A 24,840-nucleotide genomic window follows, 5' to 3' on the forward strand; every position below is an offset into this window, starting at 1 on the left:
AGGGCTCCGCGGCGGGGCGCCGGGCTCCGCGGCGGACTCCGGCACCCTGCCCCCGCCGGGCGCGCTTGCCAAGAGGGCCCGGTGCTCTTCAGGGTGCGGCGGCGGACGCGCGGGGCGCGACCGGGTGACCGGCCCCCGGTGGACGGCCGGATACGTCACCCCTACCCACCCCACCGCTGTGCAGAACGTCAAACTTCACCGTTCGGTTTTGTACACATGCGGCCCATGACGCGCCCCGGGGCAAGAGCGATAGCCTTGTGGCGTGATCAGCGCGATAGCTCGCGGGGGCGATCCTGCCCCTGCCCCGCGCCCGGGTTGCACGGCTTACCTCCGTGACCGGGCGGCGGTCGCTGGTCCTCGCGGGCGGGACGGGGGCGCCGACGCCCCCGGGGCGCCGAGGACGGTCCGGATCCCGACGGTGCCGAGAGCAGCGTCACACCCGGCCGGCGTCATGAAATTGGCCGAATTCTCCCCGCTCATCTCACCTCGCGGCATACCGTCGGAAGCGACCGGACACCCCGGGACGTGGCGTTGTGTCGCAAGGGAAGAGACAGAACTTCCTTCTACGTCACGCAACGGCGCGCGACAGGAGTCAGAGGACAATGCAGACCAAGCTGGACGAAGCCAAGGCCGAGCTGCTCGAGAGGGCCGCCCGGGTAGCTGAGAACAGCCCGGTCGGGGGGCACCTACCGACCGGGACGACGAGCGAGGGCACCCCCGGCACCCCGGACAGCGCATCCGTGCTCGCGTTCCTCCAGCGCTACTACCTGCACACCGCCCCGGAAGACCTCGCCGACCGCGACCCGGTCGACGTCTTCGGCGCCGCGGTCTCGCACTACCGGCTCGCCGAGACCCGCCCGCAGGGCACCGCCAACGTGCGGGTGCACACCCCGACCGTGGAAGAGAACGGGTGGACGTGCAGCCACACCGTCGTGGAGGTCGTCACCGACGACATGCCCTTCCTCGTGGACTCGGTCACCAACGAGCTGACGCGGCAGGGGCGGGGCATCCACGTCGTCATCCACCCGCAGTTCGTGGTCCGCCGGGACCTGACCGGCAAGCTGATCGAGACGCTGCCGGCCCCGCCCGTCGGCGAGGACCTCCCGCACGACGCGCACATCGAGTCCTGGATCCACGTCGAGATCGACCGGGAGACCGACCGCGCCGACCTGAAGCAGATCTCCGCCGACCTGCTGCGCGTGCTGTCCGACGTGCGCGAGGCCGTCGAGGACTGGGAGAAGATGCGGGAGGCGGCGACCCGGATCGCCGACGGCCTCGGCGGCGAGCCCGTCCCCGCCGACCTGCCCCGCCCCGAGGTCGAGGAGGCCCGCGAGCTGCTGCACTGGCTGTCCGCGGACCACTTCACCTTCCTCGGCTACCGCGAGTACCAGCTGCGCGACGACGACACGCTCGCCGCCGTGCCCGGCACCGGTCTCGGCATACTGCGCTCGGACCCGCACCACGCCAAGGAGGACCAGCACCCGGTCAGCCCCTCCTTCGAGCGCCTGCCGGCCGACGCCCGCGCCAAGGCCCGCGAGCACAAGCTGCTGGTGCTGACCAAGGCCAACAGCCGGGCCACCGTGCACCGGCCGTCGTACCTGGACTACATCGGCGTCAAGAAGTTCGACGCGGACGGCAACGTCGTCGGCGAGCGCCGCTTCCTCGGCCTGTTCTCCTCCGCCGCGTACACCGAGTCCGTGCGCCGGGTCCCGGTGATCCGCCGCAAGGTGGACGAGGTCCTGGCCCGGGCCGGCTTCTCGCCGCACAGCCACGACGGCCGCGACCTGCTCCAGATCATGGAGACCTACCCGCGCGACGAGCTGTTCCAGACGCCGGTCGCCGAGCTCCAGTCCATCGTCACCAGCGTGCTCTACCTCCAGGAGCGCCGCCGGCTGCGGCTGTACCTGCGCCAGGACGAGTACGGGCGCTACTACTCGGCCCTCGTCTACCTCCCGCGCGACCGCTACACCACCGGCGTGCGCCTGCGGATCATCGACATCCTGAAGGAGGAGCTGGGCGGCACCAGCGTCGACTTCACCGCCTGGAACACCGAGTCGATCCTCTCCCGGCTGCACTTCGTGGTCCGCGTCCCGCAGGGCACCGAGCTGCCCGAGCTGTCGGACGCCGACAAGGAGCGCATCGAGGCCCGCCTGGTGGAGGCGGCCCGCTCCTGGGCCGACGCGTTCGCCGAGGCGCTGACCGCCGAATGCGGCGAGGAGCGCGCGGCCGAGGTGCTGCGCCGCTACAACCACTCCTTCCCCGAGGGCTACAAGGCCGACCACAGCCCGCGGGCCGCCGTCGCCGACCTGGTCCACCTGGAGCAGCTCAGCGAGGACAAGGCCTTCTCGCTGAGCCTGTACGAGCCGGTGGGCGCCGCGCCGGACGAGCGCCGCTTCAAGATCTACCAGAAGGGCGGCACGGTCTCCCTCTCCAAGGTGCTGCCGGTGCTGAGCCGCCTCGGCGTCGAGGTCACCGACGAGCGGCCGTACGAGCTGCGCTGCGCCGACCGCAGCACCGCCTGGATCTACGACTTCGGTCTGCGCATGCCGAAGTCGCTCGGCGGCGGCAACGGCGACTACCTGGGCGCCGACGGCCGCGAGCGGTTCCAGGACGCGTTCGCCGCGACCTGGACCGGCAAGGCCGAGAACGACGGCTTCAACGCGCTCGTGCTGAGCGCGGGGCTGACCTGGCGGCAGGCGATGGTGCTGCGCGCCTACGCCAAGTACCTGCGGCAGGCCGGCTCGACCTTCTCGCAGGACTACATGGAGGACACCCTCCGCAACAACGTCCACACCACCCGGCTCCTGGTCTCCCTGTTCGAGGCCCGGATGTCCCCGGAGCGGCAGCAGGCCGGCGTGGAGATCACCGACGCCCTGCTGGAGGAGCTGGACGCGGCCCTGGAGCAGGTGGCGAGCCTGGACGAGGACCGCATCCTGCGGTCGTTCCTGACCGTCATCAAGGCGACCCTGCGCACGAACTTCTTCCAGGAGGGGCCGGGCGGCGAGCCGCACGACTACGTCTCCATGAAGTTCGACCCGCAGGCCATCCCGGACCTGCCCGCGCCGCGCCCGGCGTTCGAGATCTGGGTGTACTCCCCGCGCGTGGAGGGCGTGCACCTGCGCTTCGGCAAGGTCGCGCGCGGCGGCCTGCGCTGGTCGGACCGGCGGGAGGACTTCCGTACGGAGATCCTCGGCCTGGTCAAGGCGCAGATGGTGAAGAACACCGTCATCGTGCCGGTCGGCGCCAAGGGCGGCTTCGTCGCCAAGCAGCTGCCCGACCCGGCCGTGGACCGCGACGCCTGGCTGGCCGAGGGCATCGCCAGCTACAAGACGTTCATCTCGGCGCTGCTCGACATCACCGACAACATGGTGGCCGGCGAGGTCGTGCCGCCGCGCGACGTGGTCCGGCACGACGGCGACGACACCTACCTGGTGGTCGCCGCCGACAAGGGCACCGCGACGTTCTCGGACATCGCCAACGGGGTCGCCGGGGAGTACGACTTCTGGCTGGGCGACGCCTTCGCCTCCGGCGGCTCGGCGGGCTACGACCACAAGGGCATGGGCATCACCGCGCGCGGCGCCTGGGAGTCCGTCAAGCGGCACTTCCGCGAGCTGGGCGTGGACACGCAGAGCCAGGACTTCACGGTCGTCGGCATCGGCGACATGTCCGGTGACGTGTTCGGCAACGGCATGCTGCTGTCGGAGCACATCCGGCTGGTCGCCGCCTTCGACCACCGGCACATCTTCATCGACCCCACCCCGGACGCGGCCACCTCCTACGCCGAGCGCCGCCGCCTGTTCGAGCTGCCCCGCTCCAGCTGGGCCGACTACGACACCGCCCTGCTGTCGGCGGGCGGCGGGATCTTCCCCCGCACGGCCAAGTCGATCCCGCTCAACGGCCACATCCGCGAGGCCCTCGGCATCGACGGCAAGGTCGCCAAGATGACCCCGGCCGACCTGATGCGGACCATCCTCAGCGCGCCGGTGGACCTGCTGTGGAACGGCGGCATCGGCACGTACGTCAAGGCGTCGACGGAGTCCAACGCCGACGTCGGCGACAAGGCCAACGACGCCATCCGCGTCGACGGCAGGGACCTGCGGGCCAAGGTCGTCGGCGAGGGCGGCAACCTGGGCCTGACCCAGCTCGGCCGGATCGAGTTCGCCCTGCACGGCGGCAAGATCAACACCGACGCGATCGACAACAGCGCCGGCGTGGACACCTCCGACCACGAGGTGAACATCAAGATCCTGCTGAACGGCCTGGTCGCGGACGGCGACATGACCGTCAAGCAGCGCAACAAGCTGCTCGCCGAGATGACCGACGAGGTCGGCTCGCTGGTCCTGCGCAACAACTACGCGCAGAACACCGCCCTGGCCAACGCCCTGTCCCAGGCCAAGGACATGCTCCACGCCCAGCAGCGGTTCATCCGCCACCTGGTGCGCGAGGGCCACCTGGACCGGGCGCTGGAGTTCCTGCCGACCGACCGGCAGATCCGCGAGCGCCTGGCCCAGAACCAGGGCCTGACCAGCCCGGAGACGGCCGTCGTCCTGGCGTACACGAAGATCACGGTGGCCGAGGAGCTGCTGCACACCTCGCTGCCGGACGACCCGTACCTGCGCGGTCTGCTGCACGCCTACTTCCCGACGGCGCTGCGCGAGCGGTTCGCCGACGCCATCGACAACCACCCGCTGCGCCGCGAGATCACCACCACCGTGCTGGTCAACGACACGGTCAACACGGGCGGCACGACGTATCTGCACCGGTTGCGCGAGGAGACCGGCGCCTCCCTGGAGGAGATCGTCCGCGCCCAGACCGCGGCCCGCGCGATCTTCGGCTCGGCATCGGTGTGGGACGCCGTGGAGGCCCTGGACAACAAGGTCGACGCGGCCGTGCAGACCCGCATCCGGCTGCACTCGCGCCGTCTGGTCGAGCGCGGCACGCGCTGGCTGCTGAACAACCGGCCGCAGCCGCTCCAGCTCGCCGAGACGGTGGAGTTCTTCGCCGAGCGGGTCGAGCGGGTCTGGCAGGAGCTGCCGAAGCTGCTGCGCGGCGCGGACCTGGAGTGGTACCAGCACGTGTACGACGAGCTGTCCGCGGCCGGCGTCCCGGACGAGCTGGCCACCCGCGTGGCCGGTTTCTCCTCCGCCTTCCCGACGCTCGACATCGTGTCGGTGGCCGACCGCACGGGCAAGGAGCCGCTGGACGTCGCCGAGGTGTACTACGACCTCGCCGACCGGCTGGACATCACCCAGCTCATGGACCGCATCATCGAGCTGCCCCGCACCGACCGCTGGCAGTCGATGGCCCGCGCCTCCATCCGCGAGGACCTGTACGCGGCGCACGCGGCCCTCACCGCGGACGTCCTCGCGGTGGGCGACGGCACCTCGACGCCGGAGCAGCGGTTCGAGGCGTGGGAGCGGAAGAACGCGGCGATCCTGGGCCGGGCCCGCACCACGCTGGAGGAGATCCGCGGCTCGGACTCCTTCGACCTCGCCAACCTGTCGGTGGCGATGCGCACGATGCGGACGCTGCTGCGCACGCACTCGTAGCCGTCCGGTGGGAAAGGCGCCCCGGGCCCGTCGCGGCCCGGGGCGCCTTCCGCGTGGGCGGGCGGTGGGCGGCGTAGGGTCGGTGGACCATGCACACCGCGCCGTCCGACACCGCACGGGAGCGCCGTACGGCGGCGGCGCGCGGCCCGGTGGCCCGCGCCGGCCGAATCGCGGCGCGGGCCGCCGCCGCGCTGGTCGTGGCGGGGCTGCTGCTGGTCGTCGTCCGGCTGCCGTGGGCGGGCGACCTGGGCATGCACGCGGCCACGCTCCAGCGGCTCGGGCACAGTCCGCTGCATCCCGGCGATCCGCTGGTCGACGCCGGCACGCCGAGCCCGTACTACTCGCCGTGGACGCTGCCGCTCGGCATCGTCGCCCGGCTGACGGGCCTGTCCGTCTTCGTCGTGCTGCGCCTGGCCGCGCTCGCCGGACTCGCCCTCCTGGTGACCGGTGTGCGGCGCTACGTCCGTACCCTCACCGCCGACCGCGCCGCCCCCGCCCTGGCCCTGCTGGCGCTGCTGTTCCTGTGGGGGCCGGCGCTGTTCGCCTGGAGCGGGTTCCTCGGCCTTCAGTCCCTGGCGCTGACGGTGTCGTACCCCAGCGTGTGCGCCCTCGGTCTCGCCTTCCACTTCTGGGCCTCGCTGACCCGTGCGGCGCGCGGACCGGCCGGGTGGGGCAGCGGGCCGGCCCTGGGGCTGCTGTGGGCGTCGATCCTGCTGTGCCACCAGTTCACCGGGGTGGTGGCGACGCTGGGCGGGGCGGCCGCGGTGATCGCGGCCCGCCCGGCCCGCGCGACCCTGCTCCGCCTCGGCGCCGGTCTGCCGCTCGGGCTGCTGGTGCTGTGGCTGTGGCCGTACTACGACTTCTTCGCGCTGTTCTCGGCGGGCGGGGACCTGGAGGCCGTCCACCGGCCGCTGTACCGGGACCCGGCCGGGCGGTACGGGTACGCGCTCCTCGGCGTGGTCGCACTGGGGTTCCGCCTGCGCCGCGACCGCCGGGACCCGCTGGCCCTGTTCTTCCTTCTCGGCGTCCTGCCGGTGGCGGCGGGCGCCCTGACCGGCCACTGGTCCTGGGGCCGCGCCCTGCCCGCCGCACTCGTGCCGGCCCAGCTCGCCGCCGCGCTGGAGGTGGTGTCGGCGGGGCGGCGCGCGGTGCGCCGGGGGTGGGCGTGCGTGCTGCTCGCCGCGCTGGCGGCGGGGGCCTGGACGCAGGCGGGGACGCTCGGGTACGTGGTGCCGCCCGACGCGCTGCCCGGGGCGGTCGCGGCGAAGTACCGGGCGCCGTGGCCGGGGTACCGGTGGATCGTCCGGGCCGGGGTGCGGTACGGGGACGTGGTGATGGCCGGTACCTCCGCGGCCCGGCAGATCCCCGCGTACGGGGCGTACACGGTGGCGCCCGGGTACCCGGACGTGTTCCTCGGGGACGCGGGGCCGAGGAAGCGGGCGGTGGAGCGGTACTACGCGGCAGGGACGGGGGCGGCCGAACGGCGGGCGATCCTGCGGGAGTACGGGGTGCGGTGGGTCGTGGACGGCCCCGCGGCCCCCTGGCTCCACCGGGTGGCCGTGGGACCGGGGCACCAGACCCTGTACCGAGTGGTCCTGTGAGCCGGTGCCGGCCGTAGCCCCCCTTGGGGGTGATGACAGCGCCCCTGAGGGGCTACCTCAGCACGCTCGCCACCAGCCGCGCGGCGCTCCGGACGCGGGGATGGACCACCCGGCGGGCCGGGCCGAGGACGCGGGCCGTGACCCCGACCGGGCGCCAGCGGAGCTGGAGGCGGCCGGGGACGCGGGGCTCCGGTTCGGTGGTGACCTCGTGGCGGTGGACGCGGAGCGTGTGGCGCGGGAAGCCGGGTGGCGCGAGGAGCGGGGCGGAGTTCGACAGCCCCTGCTGGTCCAGGCGGAGCACGGGGTGGCGGACGCCGTCGAACCCCTGGAGGGGGAGCGGGACCGCGGCGAGGTCGAGGCGGACCGTGCCGGTGAAGACGCCGGGACGCACGGGGTCCAGGCGGAACGGGACCGTCGTGCGGCGCCGGCCGGGGGTCAGCAGGAGGGACGCGCGCTGGGGGCCGACGGGCAGCCGCAGGCCGGGGTCGTAGGTGCGGACCGTCAGGGTGAGGGCCGTACCGGGTCCGTGCGTCAGCTGCGTGATCTCGTGGCGGAACCACGCCGTGGGGAACGGCCGGGTGGCCGGCTCCAGTTCGGACAGGTCCAGCTCGCGGCGGGCGCGCTCCGTCGCCGGCGGGGTGTCGCCCCAGTACGGCACGCCCGCGCCGTCGGTCGTCACCCGCCGCGGCGCCACCCCGTGCCCCAGCCCGCGCGCCGCCACCCGGACGTCCTCCGTGCGCCCCTGCCGCAGCAGCTCCAGCACCACCCGCTCGGCCCGCGGCAGCCTCGCGTACGCGCCGGGGGACAGCGTGTCCAGGTAGGGGTTCACGATCCCGGCGAAGGACGCGAGCCACTCCTCGTCCCGGTAGGGCAGGTCGCCGGCGTACATGCGGAAGTCGTGCTTGAGGAACTTGTAGTCCTTGTCCTCCCGCAGCCCCGCGTGCCCGCTGTCCTGGAGGAAATCGTCGATCAGCCGCTGGACGCGCACCCGGTCGCGGACGTTGGAGAGCCGGTGCCGCTGGTTGGAGATGGAGGCGGAGTCCGCCGCGGCGAACGGCTCGATGTACCAGACGTACACCGGCTCCGGGACGATCGTGAACGCCTTCGCCAGGCAGTAGGCCTGCGCGGAGAAGAGCTGGTCCTCGTAGTGGATGCCCTCGGGGAAGCGCAGCCGGTGGCGGTCGAGGAAGGCGCGGGCGTACATCTTGCTCGTCGCCAGGTGCTCGAAGAGCAGCCGGGGGTCCTCCTCGATGCCCTCCAGGGTGCGGTGCTCGGCGACCAGGTGCGGCATCCAGGTGGAGCGGTGCCCGTTGTCGGCCCGGACCCGGCGCACCGCGCCCATGGTGAAGTCCACCTCGCGTTCCCGGTGCGCGGCGAGCAGCACCTCCACGGCGCGCGGCGGGAGTTCGTCGTCGCTGTCCAGGAACATCAGGTAGGGCGCCCGGGCGATCTCGACGGCCCGGTTGCGCGGGGCGCTGCACCCGCCGCTGTTCTCCGGCAGCCGGAGGACGCGGACGCGGTGGTCCCGGGCCGCGAGCCGCCGGGCCACCTCGGGCGTGTCGTCCGTGGAGTGGTCGTCGCTGATGACGATCTCGATGTTCGCGTGGGTCTGCGCGCGGACGGAGGCGACCGCGCGGGGCAGGCGGGCCGCGTCGTCGTGCACGATGACCGTGACCGTGACGTCGGGGCGGGTCATGCCGTGGCCTCCTCGGGGGGCGGGGCGGGGGTGCGGTCCTCGATCCGGAGCACCGGGGGCAGCGCCTCCTCCGGCTCGCCGAGGAACACCCGCCGCACCACCCGTTCGGCGGCGCGCCCGTCGTCGTACTCGCAGAACCGGCGCCGGAACGCGGCCCGTGCCTTGGCCGCGTTCGCGTCGCGCCAGGCGCCGGAGCGGAAGATCTCCGCGAGTTCCTCCTGGCTGCGGGCGACCTGGCCGGGGTGGTCGGCCGTCAGGTCGAAGTAGACGCCGCGGGTGGTGCGGTAGGTCTCCCAGTCGTCGGCGTAGATCACGATCGGGCGGTCCAGGTTGGCGTAGTCGAACATGATCGAGGAGTAGTCCGTGACCAGCGCGTCGGCGGCCAGGCACAGTTCCTCGACGGGGTCGTAGGCGGAGACGTCGACGATCCGGCCCGAGCGGCGCAGGCCGGTCAGCGGGGAGGCGGCGCCGCCGTAGAAGTAGTGGGCGCGGACGAGGAGGACGGTGTGCTCGCCGAGGCGGTCGGCGAGGGCGGCCAGGTCGAGGCGGGGGGTGAAGCCGGCCTCGTAGTCGCGGTGCGTGGGGGCGTACAGCACGGCGGTCTGACCGGGGGCGATGCCGAGGCGTGCGCGGGCGGCGCGGACGTCGGCTGCGCCGGCCGTGTAGTAGACGTCGTTGCGCGGATAGCCGTGGTCCAGCGAGGTGTAGCGGGACGGGTAGGCGCGCTCCCACATGCGGGTGGTGTGGCTGTTGGCGCTGAGGCTGTAGTCCCATTTGTCGACGCGGGCCAGCAGGGCGGCGAAGTCCATGCCCTGGGCGGCGGCCGGGTGTTCGCGCTGGTCCAGGCCCATGCGTTTGAGCGGGGTGCCGTGGTGGGTCTGGAGGTGGATCGCGTCGGGGCGTTTGACCACGGCGTTCGGGAAGTTGACGTTGTTCGTCAGGTACTTCGCGGTGGCCAGGGTCTCCCAGTAGCGGCGGGTGCCGGGGATCACGTGGTCGGTGCCGGGCGGCAGCAGGGCCGCGTTCCGCCGGGTCACCACCCACACGGGGCGGACGTGGGGGGCGAGTTCGGCGAGCTTCGCGGCGATCGCGGCCGGGTTGCAGGCCACCCCCCGGTTCCAGTAGGCCGCGAACACGGCGAGGTCCGGGTCCACCGGGCGGCCGAGCGCGCGCCGGTACTGGTGGTCGCGGACCTTGGCGCCGAGCCGCCGCTTGCGGGCGCGTACGGCCGTCCGGGCGGCGCGGCGGGCGCGGTTGGCGGCCTGCAGCGCGCGGTAGCGGGTGTAGGCGCCCTCCTCCAGCAGCGCGTGCCGCACGCCGTCCAGGCCGTCCGGGCGGCGGTGGCCCGCGGGGCGCCAGCGGACCGCGGCCAGCGAGGCGCGGCGGAAGAACGCGCGGGCCACGTCCTCGGGCAGGTCCTCGCGGGCGAAGGTGGCGACCAGGTCGCGGACCATCAGGTCGTACAGCACCGCGTGGGCGGCGGGGCGGTCCCGGGTGAGCGGGAGCAGCGACTCGTAGCGGTCGACGAGCGCGAGCCGCTCCTCGGGGGCGCGGGGCGGCAGGCTCTGCGGGCGCAGCACGCGGTGGTCGTACGCGGTCTGGTTCAGGCAGGCGACCCGGCCGGCGTACAGCAGGGCGGCGTGCGCGGCGCGCGGTTCGTCGTCGGTGGCGAGGAGTTCCTCGTGGGCGCGCCAGAAGGCGGCGCGCAGGGCGCGGTTGCCGAGCAGCGGGGCGAGCCGCAGCAGGTCGGCGGCCTCGTCCAGAGGCCGGGCGGCGCGGCCCGCGGCGGCGAGGCGGCGCCCGTCGGGGGAGGGCCGGGCGGCGGCCTGCCAGGTGGTGGTGACGTGGTCGAAGAGGAGGACGTCGACGGGGTCCGCGCCGTCCGCGGCGGCGTCCAGTTCGGCGGTCCGCTCGGCGATCAGCCGGGGCGCGCCGGCCGGCAGGCCGTCCTTGGCGTGGACGAAGTGCAGCCACCGGCCGGACGCCCGGGCGGCGCCGGCCGCGCGGGCCGCCGCGTCACCGGTGCCCTCCGGCAGCGGAACGACGACCGTCTCGGGCGTGTGGCCCTCGGCGGTCTCCCGCGCCCAGTCGCCGACGGCGGCGACGATCACCTCGGCGTCCGGCAGGGGGTGGGCCGCCAGGGAGTCCAGCAGCGCGGTCAGGTGCCCCTGTGCGTTCGGCCCGTGGACGATCACGCTCAGCTGGGGCATCGCGGTGGACTCCTTCGGATCGACGTCTCCGGGCACACCTTTCACCACATGATGTCACCAAGCGAATAAAAGGGATAATGTGCTTACGCCTTCGCGGCGGCCGGCTTCTTCTCCCCGGTGAAGGCCTCGTACTCCTTCATGACCTCCTCCGTCGGCCCGTCCATGCGCAGCTCGCCGCGCTCCAGCCACAGGACCCGCTCGCAGGTGTCGCGGATCGACTTGTTGTTGTGGCTGACCAGGAAGACCGTGCCGGCGTGCTGCCGCAGCTCGCGGATCCGCGCCTCCGAGCGCCGCTGGAAGGAGCGGTCGCCGGTGGCCAGCGCCTCGTCGATGAGCAGGACGTCGTGGTCCTTGGCGGCGGCGATGGAGAAGCGCAGCCGGGCGGCCATGCCGGAGGAGTAGGTGCGCATCGGCAGGGTGATGAAGTCGCCCTTCTCGTTGATGCCGGAGAAGTCGACGATGTCCTGGTAGCGCTCCTTGATCTGCTCCCGGGGCATGCCCATGGCCAGACCGCCGAGGAAGACGTTGCGCTCGCCGGTGAGGTCGTTCATCATCGCCGCGTTCACGCCCAGCAGGGACGGCTGGCCGTCGGTGTAGATGTGCCCGCTCTCCACCGGGAGCAGGCCCGCGACCGCCTTCAGCAGGGTCGACTTGCCCGAGCCGTTGGTGCCGATGAGCCCGATGGCCTCGCCCTTGTGGGCGACGAAGGACACCTTCTTCACCGCGTGCACCCGGCGCACGCCGGCCGCCTTCTCGGCCTTCCCCCGGCGCAGGATGCGGTTGAGGGCGGCGGTGGCGGAGCCGCGGCCCGCGCCGGTCCCGTTGACCCGGTAGACGATGTCGACGCGGTCGGCGACGACGGTGGGGACCTTCTCAGCGATGTGCTCAGCCACGGCCGTACGTCTCCTCAGCCTTCCAGAAGTAGATGAAGCCGCCGACGCCGGCGAGCAGGGCCCAGCCGACCGCCGCCGCCCACACGTGCGGGGGCAGCTGGTGGGCGCGGAAGCTGTCGATCAGCGCGAACCGCATCAGGTCGATGTAGACGGCGGCCGGGTTGACCTGCAGCAGGACGGTGACGAGGTGCGGCAGGTCGTCGTGCTTGGCGATCTTGTCGATGCTCCACATCACGCCGGACACGTACATCCAGGTGCGCAGCACGAACGGCATCAGCTGGGCGATGTCCGGGGTCTTGGCGCCGAGTCGCGCCACGATCATGGAGACGCCCGCGTTGAAGGTGAACTGGAGCACCAGCGCGGGGACGGCCAGCAGCCAGGAGGCGGCGACCGGCACGCCGAAGCAGAGCAGGATGACGACCAGGGCGCACATCGAGAACAGCAGCTGCTGGAGCTGCTGGAGCGCGAAGGAGATCGGCAGGGCGGCGCGCGGGAAGTGCAGGGCGCGGACCAGGCCGAGGTTGCCGGAGATCGCCCGGGTGCCCGCCATGATCGAGCTCTGGGTGAACGTCCAGACGAACACGCCGGTGACCAGGAACGGTACGTAGTCGGGCACGTTGGACTTGGTGCCGAGCAGCACGCCGAAGATGAAGTAGTAGACCGCCGCGTTCAGCAGCGGGGTCATGACCTGCCAGACCTGGCCGAGCTTGGCCTGGCTGTACTGCGCGGTGAGCTTGGCGGTGGCGAAGGCGCCGATGAAGTGGCGCCGGGCCCACAGCTGGCGGACGTACTCCGGCAGGGAGGGGCGGGCGCCGCTGACCGACAGGCCGTGCCGGGCCGCGAGCGCCGCGAGGTCGTCGCCGGCCGGGGCCCGGGTGGGGGGCGGTGTGTGGAGGACCTGGCTCACATCCGCTGCTTTCGCTCGGGGGAGGGGGTGCCGCGCCGACTCTCGCCGGAAGTCGCCGCGTCCGTCCCGTCGTCCGGCGTTTCCTTACGTTTCTCTTCACGTTCTCTTACGACGGGACGGGACCGTATCGTCGTGACGTGAGCGTAGGCCCAATGGACGTCGGAACGCAACCGTTTCGTCGTCGCGGCCTATGCTGTGCGGTATGACGACGAACGCCGCCGCCTCCGCCGACGAGCCGCCGGCGCGTCCGCGCCGCCGGGCGCCCGCCGGGGCGGCCGTGCTCCGCGAGGACGTGACCGAGGCCATCCGGACGGCGGTCTTCGAGGAACTGGCCGCCGTCGGCTACGCCCGCATGTCCATCGAGGGGATCGCGCGCCGGGCCGGCGTCGGCAAGACGGCGGTGTACCGGCGCTGGCGCTCGAAGCTCCACCTGGTCCTGGACGTGGTGTCCGCGCTGGCGGTGACCGGCTTCCCGGCGCCCGACACCGGCTCCCTGGAGGGCGACCTGCGCCTGCTGTACGAGGTCAGCTCGCGCGCCCTGCGCCACCCGGTCGCGTCCCAGATCATCCCCGACCTCCAGGCCGAGGCCGCCCGCAACCCCGACCTCGCCGAGGCCTTCCAGAAGGCGCTGCGGGACGGCCAGGAGGGCGTGGCCAGCCGGATCGTGGCGGCGGCGGAGCGGCGGGGCGAACTGCGCGCCGGGCTCGACCCGGACCTGGCCCTGGACCTGATCTCGGGTCCGCTCTACTGGCGCTCGGTGGTGATCCGCGCCCCGAAGCCGCCGAAGGGCTACCTGGAGAGACTGGCCCGGGCCACGGCGGGCGCCCTCAAGGCGCTGTGAGGCGGGCTACGGCCGCGCCGCCTCGGGGTGCCGGCGGATCCAGCCCTCCCACGCCGACGTGATCATGTCCTGGACGTCGTACTTGGCCCGCCAGCCCAGTTCCGCGGTGACGCGGGCGGCGGAGGCGACGACCCGGGCGGGGTCGCCGGGGCGGCGCGGGGTGACGGTGGGGGGCCGGTCGTAGCCGGTGACCGCGTTGACACGGTCGATCATCTCGCGCACGGAGACGCCCTCGCCGCGCCCGATGTTGAGGGTCAGCCCGGCGCCGGGGGAGGAGCGCAGCGCGCGGGCGACGGCCACGTGGGCCTCGGCCAGGTCGACCACGTGGATGTAGTCACGCACACAGGTGCCGTCCGGCGTCGGGTAGTCGTCCCCGAAGACGCGCGGCGCCGCGCCCTCGGTGAGCCGTTCGAAGACCATCGGGATCAGGTTGGACACCCCGGTGTCGGCCAGCTCGGGCGCCGCGGCCCCGGCCACGTTGAAGTAGCGCAGCGACGCCGTGGCGAGGCCGGTCGCCCGGGAGGCGGCGCGCACCAGCCATTCGCCGGCCAGCTTGGTCTCGCCGTAGGGGGACAGCGGGCGGCAGGGCGTCTCCTCGGTCACCAGGTCGACGTCGGGCATGCCGTAGACGGCGGCGGAGGAGGAGAAGACGAACGCGTCGATCCCCGCCCGCGTCACCGCCTCCAGCAGGACGCGCAGGCCCTCCACGTTCTCCCGGTAGTAGTGCAGCGGGCGGTCCACCGACTCGCCCACCTGCTTCTTCCCCGCGAGGTGGACCACTCCGGTGATCCGGTGCCGGTCCAGCGCGGCGGCCAGCAGGTCCGCGTCCAGGACCGAGCCGCGCACCAGCGGGACCTCGGCCGGTACCCGCTCGGCGACGCCCGTGGACAGGTCGTCGTAGACGACCGCGCGCTCCCCCGCCCCGGTCATCGCCCGTACGACGTGCGCCCCGATGTATCCGGCACCGCCGGTGATCAGCCAGGTCATGTGCGACCGTCCCCTCGTCAGCTCGTCTCGGCTCGTCCGTCGGCCCCCGTCCCACGACGTCGGCCGGCCCTCAGTCAAGCAGGCGTTCCAGCCGGGCGCGGGCCACCCGGAGCACTCCGCGCGGGCCCGCCGCCACGCGTACGGCCAGGGCACCGGAGTGGGTGGCGTACGGCCGGACCAGGAGCACGCCGTGCGCGGCGCTCGGGACGGCGTGCCGGCGCAGGGTGCCCGGCAGGGCGTGCGCCGTCACCTCCCGCCGGGAACCGTCCGCGAACCGCAGGGTCAGGCGCAGGTCCCAGGTGCCGGAGCCGAGTCCCCCCAGGTCCACGGGCACCCGCGCCGCCCAGGCGTCCGCGCCGGAGGGCGTGAACGGGACGGTCGTGCGCCCCCGCGTGCGGTCGTCCTCGCGCGCCCGCCACTCCACGTCGGCCGCGCAACCGCCCGCCCCGGCCACCCTCCCGTACAGCTCGTGCAGCCGCAGGCACAGCAGCGAGGCACGCGCGCGGGGACGCAGCGCGGCGTCCACCGCGAGCGGGAGCTCCGGGACGGGCCGGGTCAGCAGCGGCGCCAGGGACACCTGGGGCAGGTCCGGGGCCCAGACCGGGGTCCCGTCGGGGGCGCGGGCGTAGGGCGGGAGCAGGCGGGCCGGGCGGGCGGCCAGTTCGCGCAGCCGGGGCAGGTCGCGGGGTTCGGCACAGGCCAGCACCACCCGCCCGAGCAGCCGACCGGGCGCGGTGGGGTCGGTCTCCCAGTCGGCGGCGTCCCAGCCCGCGAGGTGCTCCCGGGTGCGCGCCCACCACGCGCGCCGGTAGCGCGCGTCGCGCAGCGGCAGTTCGCGCGCGTACATCCGCAGCTCGTGGTCGAGGAACTTGGCGCGCGCCGCCCGCGCCAGCTCCTTCTGCCCGGCGCCCAGCAGGATGTCGTACGCCAGCGCGCACGCCTCGACGCGCGCCGCCCAGTTGCCGATGTGCTCCCGGTCCAGCGAGAGCGACAGCCGCCCGGCCGACCGGCGCACCTGCCACACGTAGACCCGGTCGGGGACGAGCGCGACGCGCGGGTTCGCGGCCAGGACGCGGGCGGTGAAGACGAAGTCCTCGTAGAGGAAGCGGCCCTCGGGGAAGCGGATGCCGTGCGCGCGCAGGAAGCCGGTGCGGTACAGCTTGTTGACGCACAGCGTGTCGTGGACCAGCCGGGGGCGCCGGGCGGGGTGCGCGAGGACCGCGGGCGCCGCGTACAGGGCCGCCTGCCAGGGCTGTTCGCGCCCCGACGGAAGCTCCCGGCGCACGCACAGACCGCCCGCCACCTCCGCGCTCCCCTCGGCCGCCGCCGTCAGCAGCGCGTCCACCGCGCCGGGCGGCAGGACGTCGTCGCTGTCCAGGAACATCACGTACGGCGCCGTCGCCGCGTCGATCCCGGTGTTGCGCGGACTGCCGCAGCCGCCGCTGTTCGTGCCCCGGCGCACCACCTGCAGCCGGGGCTCGCCGGCGGCCAGCCGGGCCAGCAGCCTGTCGCTGCCGTCCGTGGAGCAGTCGTCCACGGCGATCACCTCGGCGACCGCCGGTCCCTGCGCCAGCGCCGAGCGCACCGCGTCGGCGACGTGGGCGCGGTCGTTGTAGCCGATGACGACGACGGCGACCCGGGACGCCGGTGCCGGGGGCGGGTCTCGTTGTTCTGGGTGCATGGGTCCACGGGGGGGAGAGAAGTGAGCCGGAAACGTGGTTCACCCCGTCAAGGGGTGCTCAGTGCCCGGTCCGGGAGGCGGCCGGCACCGGGCCGGGGGCGCGCCGCGGGCGCGCTCTCGCCGGCCGGCGGGCGCGCCGAGCGCCACAGCCGGACGAAGGACAGCACGGCGGCGCCCGCCAGCAGCCCGTTGCGGCCCAGCATCAGCAGGCAGCCCGCCCAGGTGCCGTCGATCACCTCGCGGTAGTACATCGGGAACGCCACGGTGCTCAGCGCGGACGCCGCCAGGACCAGCACCGCCACCGGCCGCTGGCAGGTGTGCCGGGAGGTCAGGCAGACGGCGGCCAGCCCGATGAGCCAGATCATGTACTGCGGGCTGATGACCCGGCTGGTGACCGTGAACAGCAGCACCGCGCTCAGCGCCGCGTCGAACGGCGTGGCCTCGCTCCAGCGCCGCGCCCGCACCCGCCACAGCACCAGCAGCCCCAGGCAGAGCGCCGTCAGCGTCAGGGAGGCGACGGCGACCGCCCGTACGTGCGGGCCGACCATCTCCACCGCGCCGTACTGGTAGCGGGACCGGCCCGGCCAGCCCAGGCGCCGGGCCAGGTTGAGCGCCGTGCCGCCGAGCGACTCGATCTGCACGCCCCGGCCGCCCTGCTCCCGCAGGAAGGACAGCGGATGCGTGAAGAACACCGCGAGCACGGCGAGGCACCCGGCCCCGGTCCACGCCGCCGACAGCCACGCCTGGCGCGTCGGGCGGCCCCGGGGCGTGCCCAGCAGCACCAGCGCCGGCCACACCTTCACCAGCGCGCCCAGCGCTGCGAACACGCCGCCCGCGCGCGGGGAGCGCGCCGAGGCCAGCAGGGAGAGCACGGCCAGGGCGGTGACCTGGACGTCGTAGCGGGCGAGCGGCAGGTGCAGCAGCAGCGGCAGGCCGCCCGTCCACACGGCCGCGCCGAGCGGGCTGCGGCCGGGCCGGGTGCCGGCGCGCAGCAGCGCCGCCACCGTCAGCGCGTCCGCGGCCAGGGTGAGCAGGACGAACGCCTGGAAGTAGGTCAGGCCCGGCAGCAGGCCCGGCGCCAGCAGCACCGCGCCCGCGCCCGGCGGGTACTGCCACAGCGTGTCGTGCGCCGGGAAGGAGCCGTGCGCGAGCACGCCGTACCAGTGGAAGTACAGCCGCCACACCTCCCGGGTCACCGCGCCCCCGCCCAGCGGCCAGGAGCCGCTGTGGGCGGTCAGCCACAGCATCAGGGCGCGGGTGACGAGCCACAGGGCGGTGAGGGTGACGAGCGGTCCGGGGGTGACACGGAGACGGTTCATCACATGGGAGCCTAAGCGGTGCGGATGGTGTATCTCTGCTGATACGCCGTCAAAAGTCGCAAATGTTGGCTAATCGCAAGAGATCGGGCCATGGTGAACGTCGGGCTTCCTGCGAAACCGCAGTCGCGTCGAGCGGCCGGCACGCCCACGGGCGCTCCGGCCGGTGCAACGAGCCGGCCGCCCGCCCGGGAACGGCTGCGGCGGGCCGCCGTCTGGGGCGTGCCCGCGCTGGTGATGCTGGTCCTCGGGCTGTGGCGGCTGGACCGGGACGGCATGTGGCGCGACGAGGCCGTCAGCTTCCAGGTGGGGCGGCGTACGGTGCCGCAGATCTGGCGCCTGCTGCACGACGTGGACGCGGTGCACGGCCTGTACTACCTGCTGGTGCACGCCGTCCTCGCCGTCCACCCCGGGGAGGTCGTGCTGCGGCTGCCGTCGGTGTGCGCGGCGGCCGGCACGGCGGCGCTGGTGGCCGCGCTCGGCCGCCGGCTGCTCCGGCCGCGGGCCGGGCTGTGGGCCGGCCTGCTCTACGCCGTCACGCCGATGGCCGGGCACTACGCGCAGGAGGGCCGCTCCTACGCCCTGGTCGCGGCCGGCGCCACCGCGGCGACGCTGCTGTTCGTCCGGGCCGTGCGCGGCGGTTCCTGGTGGGCCTACGGCGCGGTCCTCGCGCTCACCTGCTGGCTGCACGAGTTCGCCGTGCTGCTGCTGCTCGCCCACGCGGCGTCGCTGGCGCTGGCCCGGGCCGGGGGGCGGGTGTGGCGCGGGTGGGGGCGCGCGGCGGTGGCGGTCGTCGTCGCGCTGGCGCCGATGGTGCTGGTGTCGCGGGGGCAGTCGGCGCAGCTCGCGTGGTTGCGGGCGCCCACGGCGGAGACGGCCGGGGGGCTGTTGCGCAAGTTCCTGGGGCCGGCCGACTCGGTGTTCTGGGTGTGCTGCGCGCTGGGCTGCCTCGGGCTGCTGCGCCTGGTCGGCCGGCGGGGGGAGCCGACCTGCGCGGGGGTGGCGCTGCCGCTGACGGTGGTGCCGCCGGCGGTGCTGATGCTGGTGTCCCAGGCGTCGCCGCTGTACGTCGACCGCTATGTGCTGTACGCCCTGTCGGGAGCCCCGTTGCTGGTGGCGTGCGGGGCGGAGCGGGTGGCGGGCGCGGCCGGGCGGCTGTGGCGCGACGGCGGGCCGGGCGGGCGCTCCCTGCTGAACCCCTCCCTCACCCTCCTCGGCGCCGCCGCCGTCACGCTCGCGCTGTGCCACCAGTTCCCCCTCCTCCGGCAGGACCGGGACCCCGCCGGCCGGGCGGACGACCTGGGGGCCGTCTCCCGGGCCGCCGGGCGGGAGCTGGCGGCCGGGGACGCGGTGGTGTACCTGCCGGCCGCCATGCGGAACGTGGCGCTCGCCTATCCGGGGCCGTTCCGGGGCACCCGGGACGTGCTGCGGGTGGCGGGGGCCGCGGAGTCCGGGACGCTGTACGGGCGGGAGGCCCCCGTCGCGGAGCTGCGGCGCCGGCTGGCGCGGCTGGACCGGGTGTGGGTCGTCGGGGACCGCCGGGTGCTGGGCGGCCGCTGGGTGCCGCGCGACCCCGTGGAGCGGGCGAAGGTCTCGGTGCTGTGGCAGGAGTTCGCCGGCCGTGAGGAGGCCGTGCGGGGCGTGCCGACCGTACGGCTCTACGTCCGGCCGGTCAGCGGGTGGCCTCCGCCACCGCCGCCGCGTCCAGGGCGGCGGTGAGCCGGTCGAGCCGCTCGCGCAGCTCGCCGATCTCCGCCGGGTCGAAGCCGGTCGCCGACATGATCCGGCGCGGCACCCCGGCGGCCCGCTCGCGCAGCGCCGCGCCCTCCCCGGTGAGGCGGACCAGGACCGACCGCTCGTCCTCGGCGCTGCGCTCACGCCGTACGAGGCCGGCCGACTCCAGCCGCTTGACCAGCGGGGACAGCGTGCCCGAGTCGAGCCGCAGCCGCTCGCCGAGCTTCTTGACGGGCAGGTCGCCCTCTTCCCACAGCACCAGCATCACCAGGTACTGGGGGTAGGTGAGCCCGAGCTCCCCGAGGAGCACGCGGTAGACGCCGTTGAAGGCGCGGGACGCCGCGTGCAGGGAGAAGCAGATCTGGCGGTCCAGGCGGAGCCACTCCGTGTCGGTGTCGGTCATGCCTCCAGGGTAGCCCTTGCGGGACATTTGATTGTGCACAACTTAATTGTGTGCTCTACTTATGGCCGTAACGAACCCCGCACCCGAGAGGGATGGTCCCCATGGACGCGCTCTACACCGCCGTCGCCACCGCGACCCACGGCCGCGAGGGCCGTGCCGTCTCCTCCGACGGCCGGATCGACCTCCCCCTGGCCATGCCGGTCGAGCTGGGCGGCGACGGCCAGGGCAGCAACCCCGAGCAGCTCTTCGCCGCCGGGTACGCCGCCTGCTTCGGCAGCGCCCTCGGCCTGGTCGGCCGGCAGGCGAAGGTCGACGTCAGCGACGCCGCGGTGACCGCCGAGGTGGGCATCGGCAAGCAGGGCGAGGGCTTCGGGCTGAAGGTCACCCTGCGCATAGAACTGCCCGACACCGTGGACGAGGCGACCGGCCGCGAGCTGGTCGAGGCCGCCCACCAGGTCTGCCCCTACTCCAACGCCACCCGCGGCAACATCGACGTCGACCTCGTCGTCGAGTAGTCGTCGGGCAGCGGCCGCTACGCCCGCGACAGCGCGTCCCGGGACCCGGACTGGCCCGGGATCCGGGACGCCGGCCCGGGCAGCGGCTCGCCCAGCAGCAGGGCCCGTACCACCCGCTCGGCGGCCCGCCCGTCCTCGAACTCGCAGAACCGGTCCCGGAACGCGGCGCGCAGCCGCGCGGACTCCTCGTCGCGCCAGTCACCGGAGCCGAACAGCCCGACCAGCTCCGGATAGGCGCGGGCGACCCGGCCCGGCGGCTCGGCGGTGATGTCGAGATAGGCGCCCCGGCTCGCGGTGAACACCGGCCAGTCGTCGGCGTACACGACGACCGGCCGGTCCAGGACGGCGTAGTCGAACATCACGGACGAGTAGTCGGTGACCAGCGCGTCCGCCGCGAGCAGCACGTCCGTCAGGTGCGGCTCGTCGGTCGCGTCGACCACGATCCGGCGCCGGGCCAGTTCCGCCAGGCCCATGCCCCGCGCGGGGCCGTTCGCCAGCGACGGGTGCAGCCGCACCACGAGCGTGTGCCCCTCGCCGAGGTCGGCGGCGAACCGGGCCAGGTCGATCCGGTCCACGTGCCCGCCGCGGCGGTAGTCCCGGCGGGTCGGCGCGTACAGCACCACCGTGTGGTCCGCCGGGATGCCGTGCCGCTCTCGGAAGCCGCCGGGCGCCCCGGCGACCAGCACGTCGTTGCGCGGGCTGCCGGTGCGCACCGAGGTGAAGTGACAGGGGTAGGCCCGCTCCCACACCAGTTCGGCGTGGCGGCAGGCGACCAGGCTGTAGTCCCAGCGGTCGGCCCGGCGCAGCATCTGCGGCACGTCGAAGCCGAGCCGGGCACCCGGCTTGTCCCGCAGATCGGCGCCCGCGTACTTCAGCGGGGTGCCCTGGTGGGTGTGGATGTGCACGCTGCCGGGCCGCTTGGCCAGGGTGCCGGGCCAGTTGACGTCGTTGACGAAGAACTTCGCCCGCGCGGTGACCTCCAGATAGCGCCGCGAGCCGACGACCACGTGCTCGACGCCGTCCGGCAGCGCCGCGGCCGTCTCCCGGTCCCGCACCACCCACACCCCGCGCAGCCCCGGCGCGATCTCGCGCGCCGCGTGGTAGATCGCCGCCGGATCGCCCAGCACGCCCCGGTGCGAGGACGCCGAGTACACCACGAGGTTCTCGTCCAGCGGGCGGCGGGCGTGCAGCGCGGCCCAGCCGGTGCCGGCCCGCGCGGCGGCGGCCCGGCGCGCCCGGCCCGCCCGCCGGGCCGCCTCCCGCCCGGCCCGCGCCGTCTGCCGCCGCAGCCGGTACCCGGTCCAGGAACCGGTCAGCACGGCCACCTCGCCGTCCACCCGGGCGCCCGGGGGCCGGTGGGCGCGGAACATCCGGGCCGTACGCCGGAAGAACTCGGCCTTGTCGGCGGGCGGCAGCCGGTCCGGCTTGGCCAGGATGTCCAGGCAGTGCTCGCCCATCTTGCGGTGCAGGTACGGCCGCCAGGACGCCAGCTCCGGCCGCTCGGCCACGAACGCGAAGACCCGCTCGTACTGGTCGTGGATGTCGAAGTGCCTGCGGCTGGTGGTGGACAGGATGTTGCCCTGGCGGCGCTGCCGGTAGTGCAGGCAGATCCGGTCCAGGGCGGCGATCCGGCGGGCGCTGAGCATCACCGGGAACGTCCAGGGGGTGTCCTCGTAGTAGCCCGGCGGGAAGACGAAGCCGTGCTCCGTGACGAAGTCCCGGCGGTAGGCCTTGTTCCAGACCACCATCAGCAGGTCCAGGACCGCCGGGTACTCCGCGGCGGTGAACACCTCCTGACGGGCCAGGAGGTGCGCGAGGACGTTGCGCCGGGTACCGCCCCACCAGTAGGCGCGCGCGTAGTCGAAGACCAGCACGTCCGGGTCGGCGCTCTCCGCGAGCCGGTCGGCCACGGCCCGCAGCGCGCCCGGGGTGAGGGTGTCGTCGCTGTCCAGGAAGAGCAGGTAGTCCCCGGTGGCGTGCGGGAGCCCGGCGTTGCGGGCCATGCCCAGGCCCACGTTCTCCGGCAGGTGCAGCACCTTCACGCGCGGGTCCCGGCCGGCGTACTCGTCCAGGATCGCGCCGCAGCCGTCCGGGGAGCGGTCGTCCACGGCGATCAGCTCGAAGTCCCCGAAGCACTGCCCGAGCACCGAGTCCAGGCACTCGCGCAGGAAGCCCTGCACCTTGTAGCAGGGCACGATCACACTGAAGCGGGGCACGGCGGGTCAGCTCCTCACGAGGGTCGCGGCGGCGGGGGCGGGAACGCGCTGCGCGAGCGGGAGCACGGGCGGCAGTGCCTCCGGCGGCTCGCCGAGCAGCACCCGGCGCACCACCCGCTCGGCGGCCCGCCCGTCGTCGAACTGGCAGAACCGCTCCCGGAACGCGGCCCGCAGCGCCCGCGCCGCGGGACCGGCGTACGAACCGTCGCGGAACACGGCGGCCAGCTCCTCGGGGGTCCGGGCGACCGGTCCGGGCGGCTCGGCCATCAGGTCGAAGTAGACGCCCCGGGTCTCCCGGTACACCTCCCAGTCGTCGGCGTAGATCACGATCGGCCGGTCCAGGTTGGCGTAGTCGAACATGATGGACGAGTAGTCGGTGATCAGCGCGTCGGCGGCCAGGCACACGTCCTCCGCCGAGCCGTGCGCGGTGACGTCGATGATCCGGTCCGAGCCGCGCGAGCCGCCCCGGTCGTAGAAGTAGTGGGCGCGCAGCAGCACGACGACGTCCTTCCCGGCCGCCCGGCAGAACGCCTCCAGGTCCAGGCCGGGCTCGAAACCGGTGTGGTGGTCGCGGTGGGTCGGCGCGTACAGCACGGCCGTGCGGCCCTCCGGGACGCCCAGCTCGCGGCGGATCCGGGCCACGTCACGGGCGGTCGCCGTGTAGTAGACGTCGTTGCGCGGATAGCCGTACTCCAGGTGTTCGTAGGAGCCGGGGAAGGCGCGCTCCCACATCTGGGTGGAGTGGCGGTTGGCGGACAGGTTGAAGTCCCAGCGGTCGACCCGGCCCAGCAGTCTGCCGAAGCTCCCGGACCGCGCGGCCACCACCGGGTACGTCGACTGGTCCACGCCCATCGTCTTCAGCGGGGTGCCGTGCTGGGTCTGCAGGTGCACGCTGCCCGGCCGCTTGACGACGCCCTCGGCGAAGTTCGCGTTGTTGACCAGGTACGCGGCCCGGGCCAGCACTTCCCAGGAGCGGCGCGAGCCGATCACCGCGTACTCGACGCCGTCCGGCAGGGTGTGTTCCCGGCCGGCCTCGACCAGGAACACCGAGCGCAGGTGCGGGGCGAGTTCCCGGGCCTTGGCGTGGATCGCGGCCGGGTTGCAGGTGTAGCCCCGGCCCCAGTAGGCGCAGTACACGGCGAGGTTCGCGTCGAGCGGGCGGCGCAGGTCGCGGGCGTAGCGCAGCCGGGTGCGGGCCATGCGCGGGCGCGGCAGCCGCGCGACGGCGCCACCGGCCGCGCGGTGCGCGCCGCGCAGCGCGCGGAACGCGTCGTACGCCCCCAGCGCCAGCAGCCGGTGCTGCACACCGAGGCGGCCGTCCGGCACCCGGTGGCCGGCCGGCCGGTGCAGCCGGTACAGCCGGGCCGCGCGGCGGAAGAACGCCCGGTGCCCGGAGGGCAGCCGCTCCGGGCAGGACGCCGTCTTCAGCACCACGGCGAACACCTGGTCGAACAGCGGCCCGGTCCGCTCGGCCCCCAGCCCCTGCTCGGCCGCCCGGGTCAGCACCCGCTCCACCTGGTCCAGCAGGGTGTGCTGGTGCGGGCCCGGCAGCCGGAGCCGGCTGCCCTGACGGCGCGGCCGGTGCCGTACGACGGCCCGGCGCAGCACCGCGATCCGCCCGGCCGCGACGGTCACCAGCCCGCCCCAGCCGAGGTCGGTGAAGTGCCCGTCGGGAAAGGACAGGTCCCGCTCGGCGAGGAAGGCCCCGCGGTACACGGCGCTCCAGGCGGGCAGCCGGACGCCGGTCAGCCCGGGCAGCTCGGCGGGGGCGAAGGCGCCGCCCGGGGCCTGCGCCGGCAGCGGTCCGGCCGGGCTGACCGGCTCGCCCTCCCACCAGGGGGCGCGCTCGTGCCCGCAGTACAGCACGTCCACCCCGGCGACCTCCGACAGCCGGGCGTCCACCGCCGCCAGCGCTCCCGGCAGCAGCAGGTCGTCGCCGTCCAGGAACAGCACATAGGTGCCGGTCGCCGCCCGCATCCCGGCGTTGCGCGCCCCGCTGAGCCCGGCGGAGGGCGGCGAGTGGACGGGGGTCACCCGGGCGTCCCGCCCGGCGTACCCGGCGGCGACCTCGGCCGCGGAGGCGTCGGGGCCGTCGCAGACCGGGATCAGCTGGAGGTCGTCGAAGGACTGGCCGAGGACCGAGTCCAGCGCCTGGGACAGCCGCCCGGCGACTCCGTGGGAGGGGACGATGATGCTGAAGCGGGGCATTCCGTTCTTTCTGTCGTCGAGTCTTTCCGGCGTCATGCGGCACGGCCGGGCCGTCCCGCCGGACGCCGGGTGGACGGCCGGCT

At 74.2% G+C, this 24,840-nt stretch carries 15 protein-coding genes; 5 read left to right on the top strand and 10 right to left on the bottom strand.

Translation table 11 applies throughout. The annotated features are described in order from the left end of the window. The first annotated feature begins 602 nt into the window (after positions 1-602). Positions 603-5,549: an NAD-glutamate dehydrogenase gene (locus ACZ63H_RS22520; protein WP_469867651.1), complete on the top strand. Its 4,947-nt coding sequence runs from the start codon at positions 603-605 to the stop codon at positions 5,547-5,549. Between the two features lie 89 nt (positions 5,550-5,638). Next, on the top strand, positions 5,639-7,150 hold the full coding sequence (locus ACZ63H_RS22525) for a hypothetical protein (protein ID WP_469867653.1): 1,512 nt from the start codon (positions 5,639-5,641) through the stop codon (positions 7,148-7,150). A gap of 52 nt (positions 7,151-7,202) precedes the next feature. On the opposite strand, the gene ACZ63H_RS22530 is transcribed toward ACZ63H_RS22525, so the two are convergent. From ACZ63H_RS22530 to ACZ63H_RS22545, 4 genes are all read right to left on the bottom strand, one after another. Next, a complete protein-coding gene (locus ACZ63H_RS22530) occupies positions 7,203-8,846 on the bottom strand; it encodes a glycosyltransferase family 2 protein (RefSeq protein WP_469867655.1) in 1,644 nt (547 codons plus the stop codon). Next, the gene (locus ACZ63H_RS22535) at positions 8,843-11,056 is read right to left on the bottom strand and encodes a CDP-glycerol glycerophosphotransferase family protein (RefSeq protein WP_469867657.1); all 2,214 of its coding nucleotides are present in this window, start codon (positions 11,054-11,056) and stop codon (positions 8,843-8,845) included. Before ACZ63H_RS22535 ends, ACZ63H_RS22530 begins: the two co-directional genes overlap by 4 nt. 83 nt (positions 11,057-11,139) lie before the next feature. Beyond that, positions 11,140-11,949 carry an ABC transporter ATP-binding protein gene (locus tag ACZ63H_RS22540; protein WP_469867659.1) on the bottom strand — a complete coding sequence of 270 codons (810 nt, stop codon included), beginning with the start codon at positions 11,947-11,949 and terminating at the stop codon, positions 11,140-11,142. Then, a complete protein-coding gene (locus ACZ63H_RS22545; protein ID WP_469867661.1) occupies positions 11,942-12,856 on the bottom strand; it encodes an ABC transporter permease in 915 nt (304 codons plus the stop codon). Before ACZ63H_RS22545 ends, ACZ63H_RS22540 begins: the two co-directional genes overlap by 8 nt. 202 nt (positions 12,857-13,058) lie before the next feature. Between ACZ63H_RS22545 and ACZ63H_RS22550 the strand changes: the two genes are divergently transcribed. Continuing rightward, positions 13,059-13,697, top strand: a complete 639-nt coding sequence (locus tag ACZ63H_RS22550; RefSeq protein WP_469867663.1) for a TetR/AcrR family transcriptional regulator — start codon at positions 13,059-13,061, stop codon at positions 13,695-13,697. A 6-nt stretch (positions 13,698-13,703) separates the two neighbouring features. On the opposite strand, the gene galE is transcribed toward ACZ63H_RS22550, so the two are convergent. From galE to ACZ63H_RS22565, 3 genes are all read right to left on the bottom strand, one after another. Further along, a complete protein-coding gene (gene galE, locus ACZ63H_RS22555; RefSeq protein ID WP_469867665.1) occupies positions 13,704-14,684 on the bottom strand; it encodes a UDP-glucose 4-epimerase GalE in 981 nt (326 codons plus the stop codon). 70 nt (positions 14,685-14,754) lie between these two features. After that, positions 14,755-16,365 carry a glycosyltransferase family 2 protein gene (locus tag ACZ63H_RS22560; protein ID WP_469867667.1) on the bottom strand — a complete coding sequence of 537 codons (1,611 nt, stop codon included), beginning with the start codon at positions 16,363-16,365 and terminating at the stop codon, positions 14,755-14,757. A 47-nt stretch (positions 16,366-16,412) separates the two neighbouring features. Next, positions 16,413-17,684, bottom strand: coding sequence for a glycosyltransferase 87 family protein (locus ACZ63H_RS22565; protein WP_469867669.1), 1,272 nt, complete (start codon positions 17,682-17,684; stop codon positions 16,413-16,415). Between the two features lie 219 nt (positions 17,685-17,903). On the opposite strand from ACZ63H_RS22565, the gene ACZ63H_RS22570 reads away from it, so the two are divergent. Next, positions 17,904-19,400 carry a glycosyltransferase family 39 protein gene (locus ACZ63H_RS22570; protein WP_469867671.1) on the top strand — a complete coding sequence of 499 codons (1,497 nt, stop codon included), beginning with the start codon at positions 17,904-17,906 and terminating at the stop codon, positions 19,398-19,400. On the opposite strand, the gene ACZ63H_RS22575 is transcribed toward ACZ63H_RS22570, so the two are convergent. Next, positions 19,354-19,818, bottom strand: coding sequence for a MarR family winged helix-turn-helix transcriptional regulator (locus tag ACZ63H_RS22575; protein ID WP_469867673.1), 465 nt, complete (start codon positions 19,816-19,818; stop codon positions 19,354-19,356). The two genes, ACZ63H_RS22570 and ACZ63H_RS22575, sit on opposite strands and share 47 nt — an antisense overlap. Before the next feature lie 101 nt (positions 19,819-19,919). On the opposite strand from ACZ63H_RS22575, the gene ACZ63H_RS22580 reads away from it, so the two are divergent. Beyond that, positions 19,920-20,333, top strand: a complete 414-nt coding sequence (locus ACZ63H_RS22580) for an organic hydroperoxide resistance protein (protein ID WP_469867675.1) — start codon at positions 19,920-19,922, stop codon at positions 20,331-20,333. Positions 20,334-20,350: 17 nt separating this feature from the next. Here ACZ63H_RS22580 and ACZ63H_RS22585 read toward each other — a convergent pair whose 3' ends face one another. Next, positions 20,351-22,549 carry a bifunctional glycosyltransferase/CDP-glycerol:glycerophosphate glycerophosphotransferase gene (locus ACZ63H_RS22585; RefSeq protein WP_469867676.1) on the bottom strand — a complete coding sequence of 733 codons (2,199 nt, stop codon included), beginning with the start codon at positions 22,547-22,549 and terminating at the stop codon, positions 20,351-20,353. A 6-nt stretch (positions 22,550-22,555) separates the two neighbouring features. Continuing rightward, a complete protein-coding gene (locus ACZ63H_RS22590; protein WP_469867678.1) occupies positions 22,556-24,757 on the bottom strand; it encodes a bifunctional glycosyltransferase/CDP-glycerol:glycerophosphate glycerophosphotransferase in 2,202 nt (733 codons plus the stop codon). Between the last annotated feature and the right edge of the window lie 83 nt (positions 24,758-24,840).

This window comes from Streptomyces sp. NPDC104831 (genome assembly GCF_055583025.1).

Excerpts from the sequence above, each read along its gene's own strand:
- ACZ63H_RS22580 (WP_469867675.1), top strand. The coding sequence starts at position 19,920 with ATGGACGCGCTCTACACCGCCGTCGCCACCGCGACCCACGGCCGCGAG.
- ACZ63H_RS22525 (WP_469867653.1), top strand. The coding sequence starts at position 5,639 with ATGCACACCGCGCCGTCCGACACCGCACGGGAGCGCCGTACGGCGGCG.
- ACZ63H_RS22535 (WP_469867657.1), bottom strand. The coding sequence starts at position 11,056 with ATGCCCCAGCTGAGCGTGATCGTCCACGGGCCGAACGCACAGGGGCAC.
- ACZ63H_RS22590 (WP_469867678.1), bottom strand. The coding sequence starts at position 24,757 with ATGCCCCGCTTCAGCATCATCGTCCCCTCCCACGGAGTCGCCGGGCGG.
- ACZ63H_RS22575 (WP_469867673.1), bottom strand. The coding sequence starts at position 19,818 with ATGACCGACACCGACACGGAGTGGCTCCGCCTGGACCGCCAGATCTGC.
- ACZ63H_RS22550 (WP_469867663.1), top strand. The coding sequence starts at position 13,059 with ATGACGACGAACGCCGCCGCCTCCGCCGACGAGCCGCCGGCGCGTCCG.
- ACZ63H_RS22560 (WP_469867667.1), bottom strand. The coding sequence starts at position 16,365 with ATGCACCCAGAACAACGAGACCCGCCCCCGGCACCGGCGTCCCGGGTC.
- ACZ63H_RS22530 (WP_469867655.1), bottom strand. The coding sequence starts at position 8,846 with ATGACCCGCCCCGACGTCACGGTCACGGTCATCGTGCACGACGACGCG.
- galE (WP_469867665.1), bottom strand. The coding sequence starts at position 14,684 with ATGACCTGGCTGATCACCGGCGGTGCCGGATACATCGGGGCGCACGTC.
- ACZ63H_RS22520 (WP_469867651.1), top strand. The coding sequence starts at position 603 with ATGCAGACCAAGCTGGACGAAGCCAAGGCCGAGCTGCTCGAGAGGGCC.
- ACZ63H_RS22565 (WP_469867669.1), bottom strand. The coding sequence starts at position 17,684 with ATGAACCGTCTCCGTGTCACCCCCGGACCGCTCGTCACCCTCACCGCC.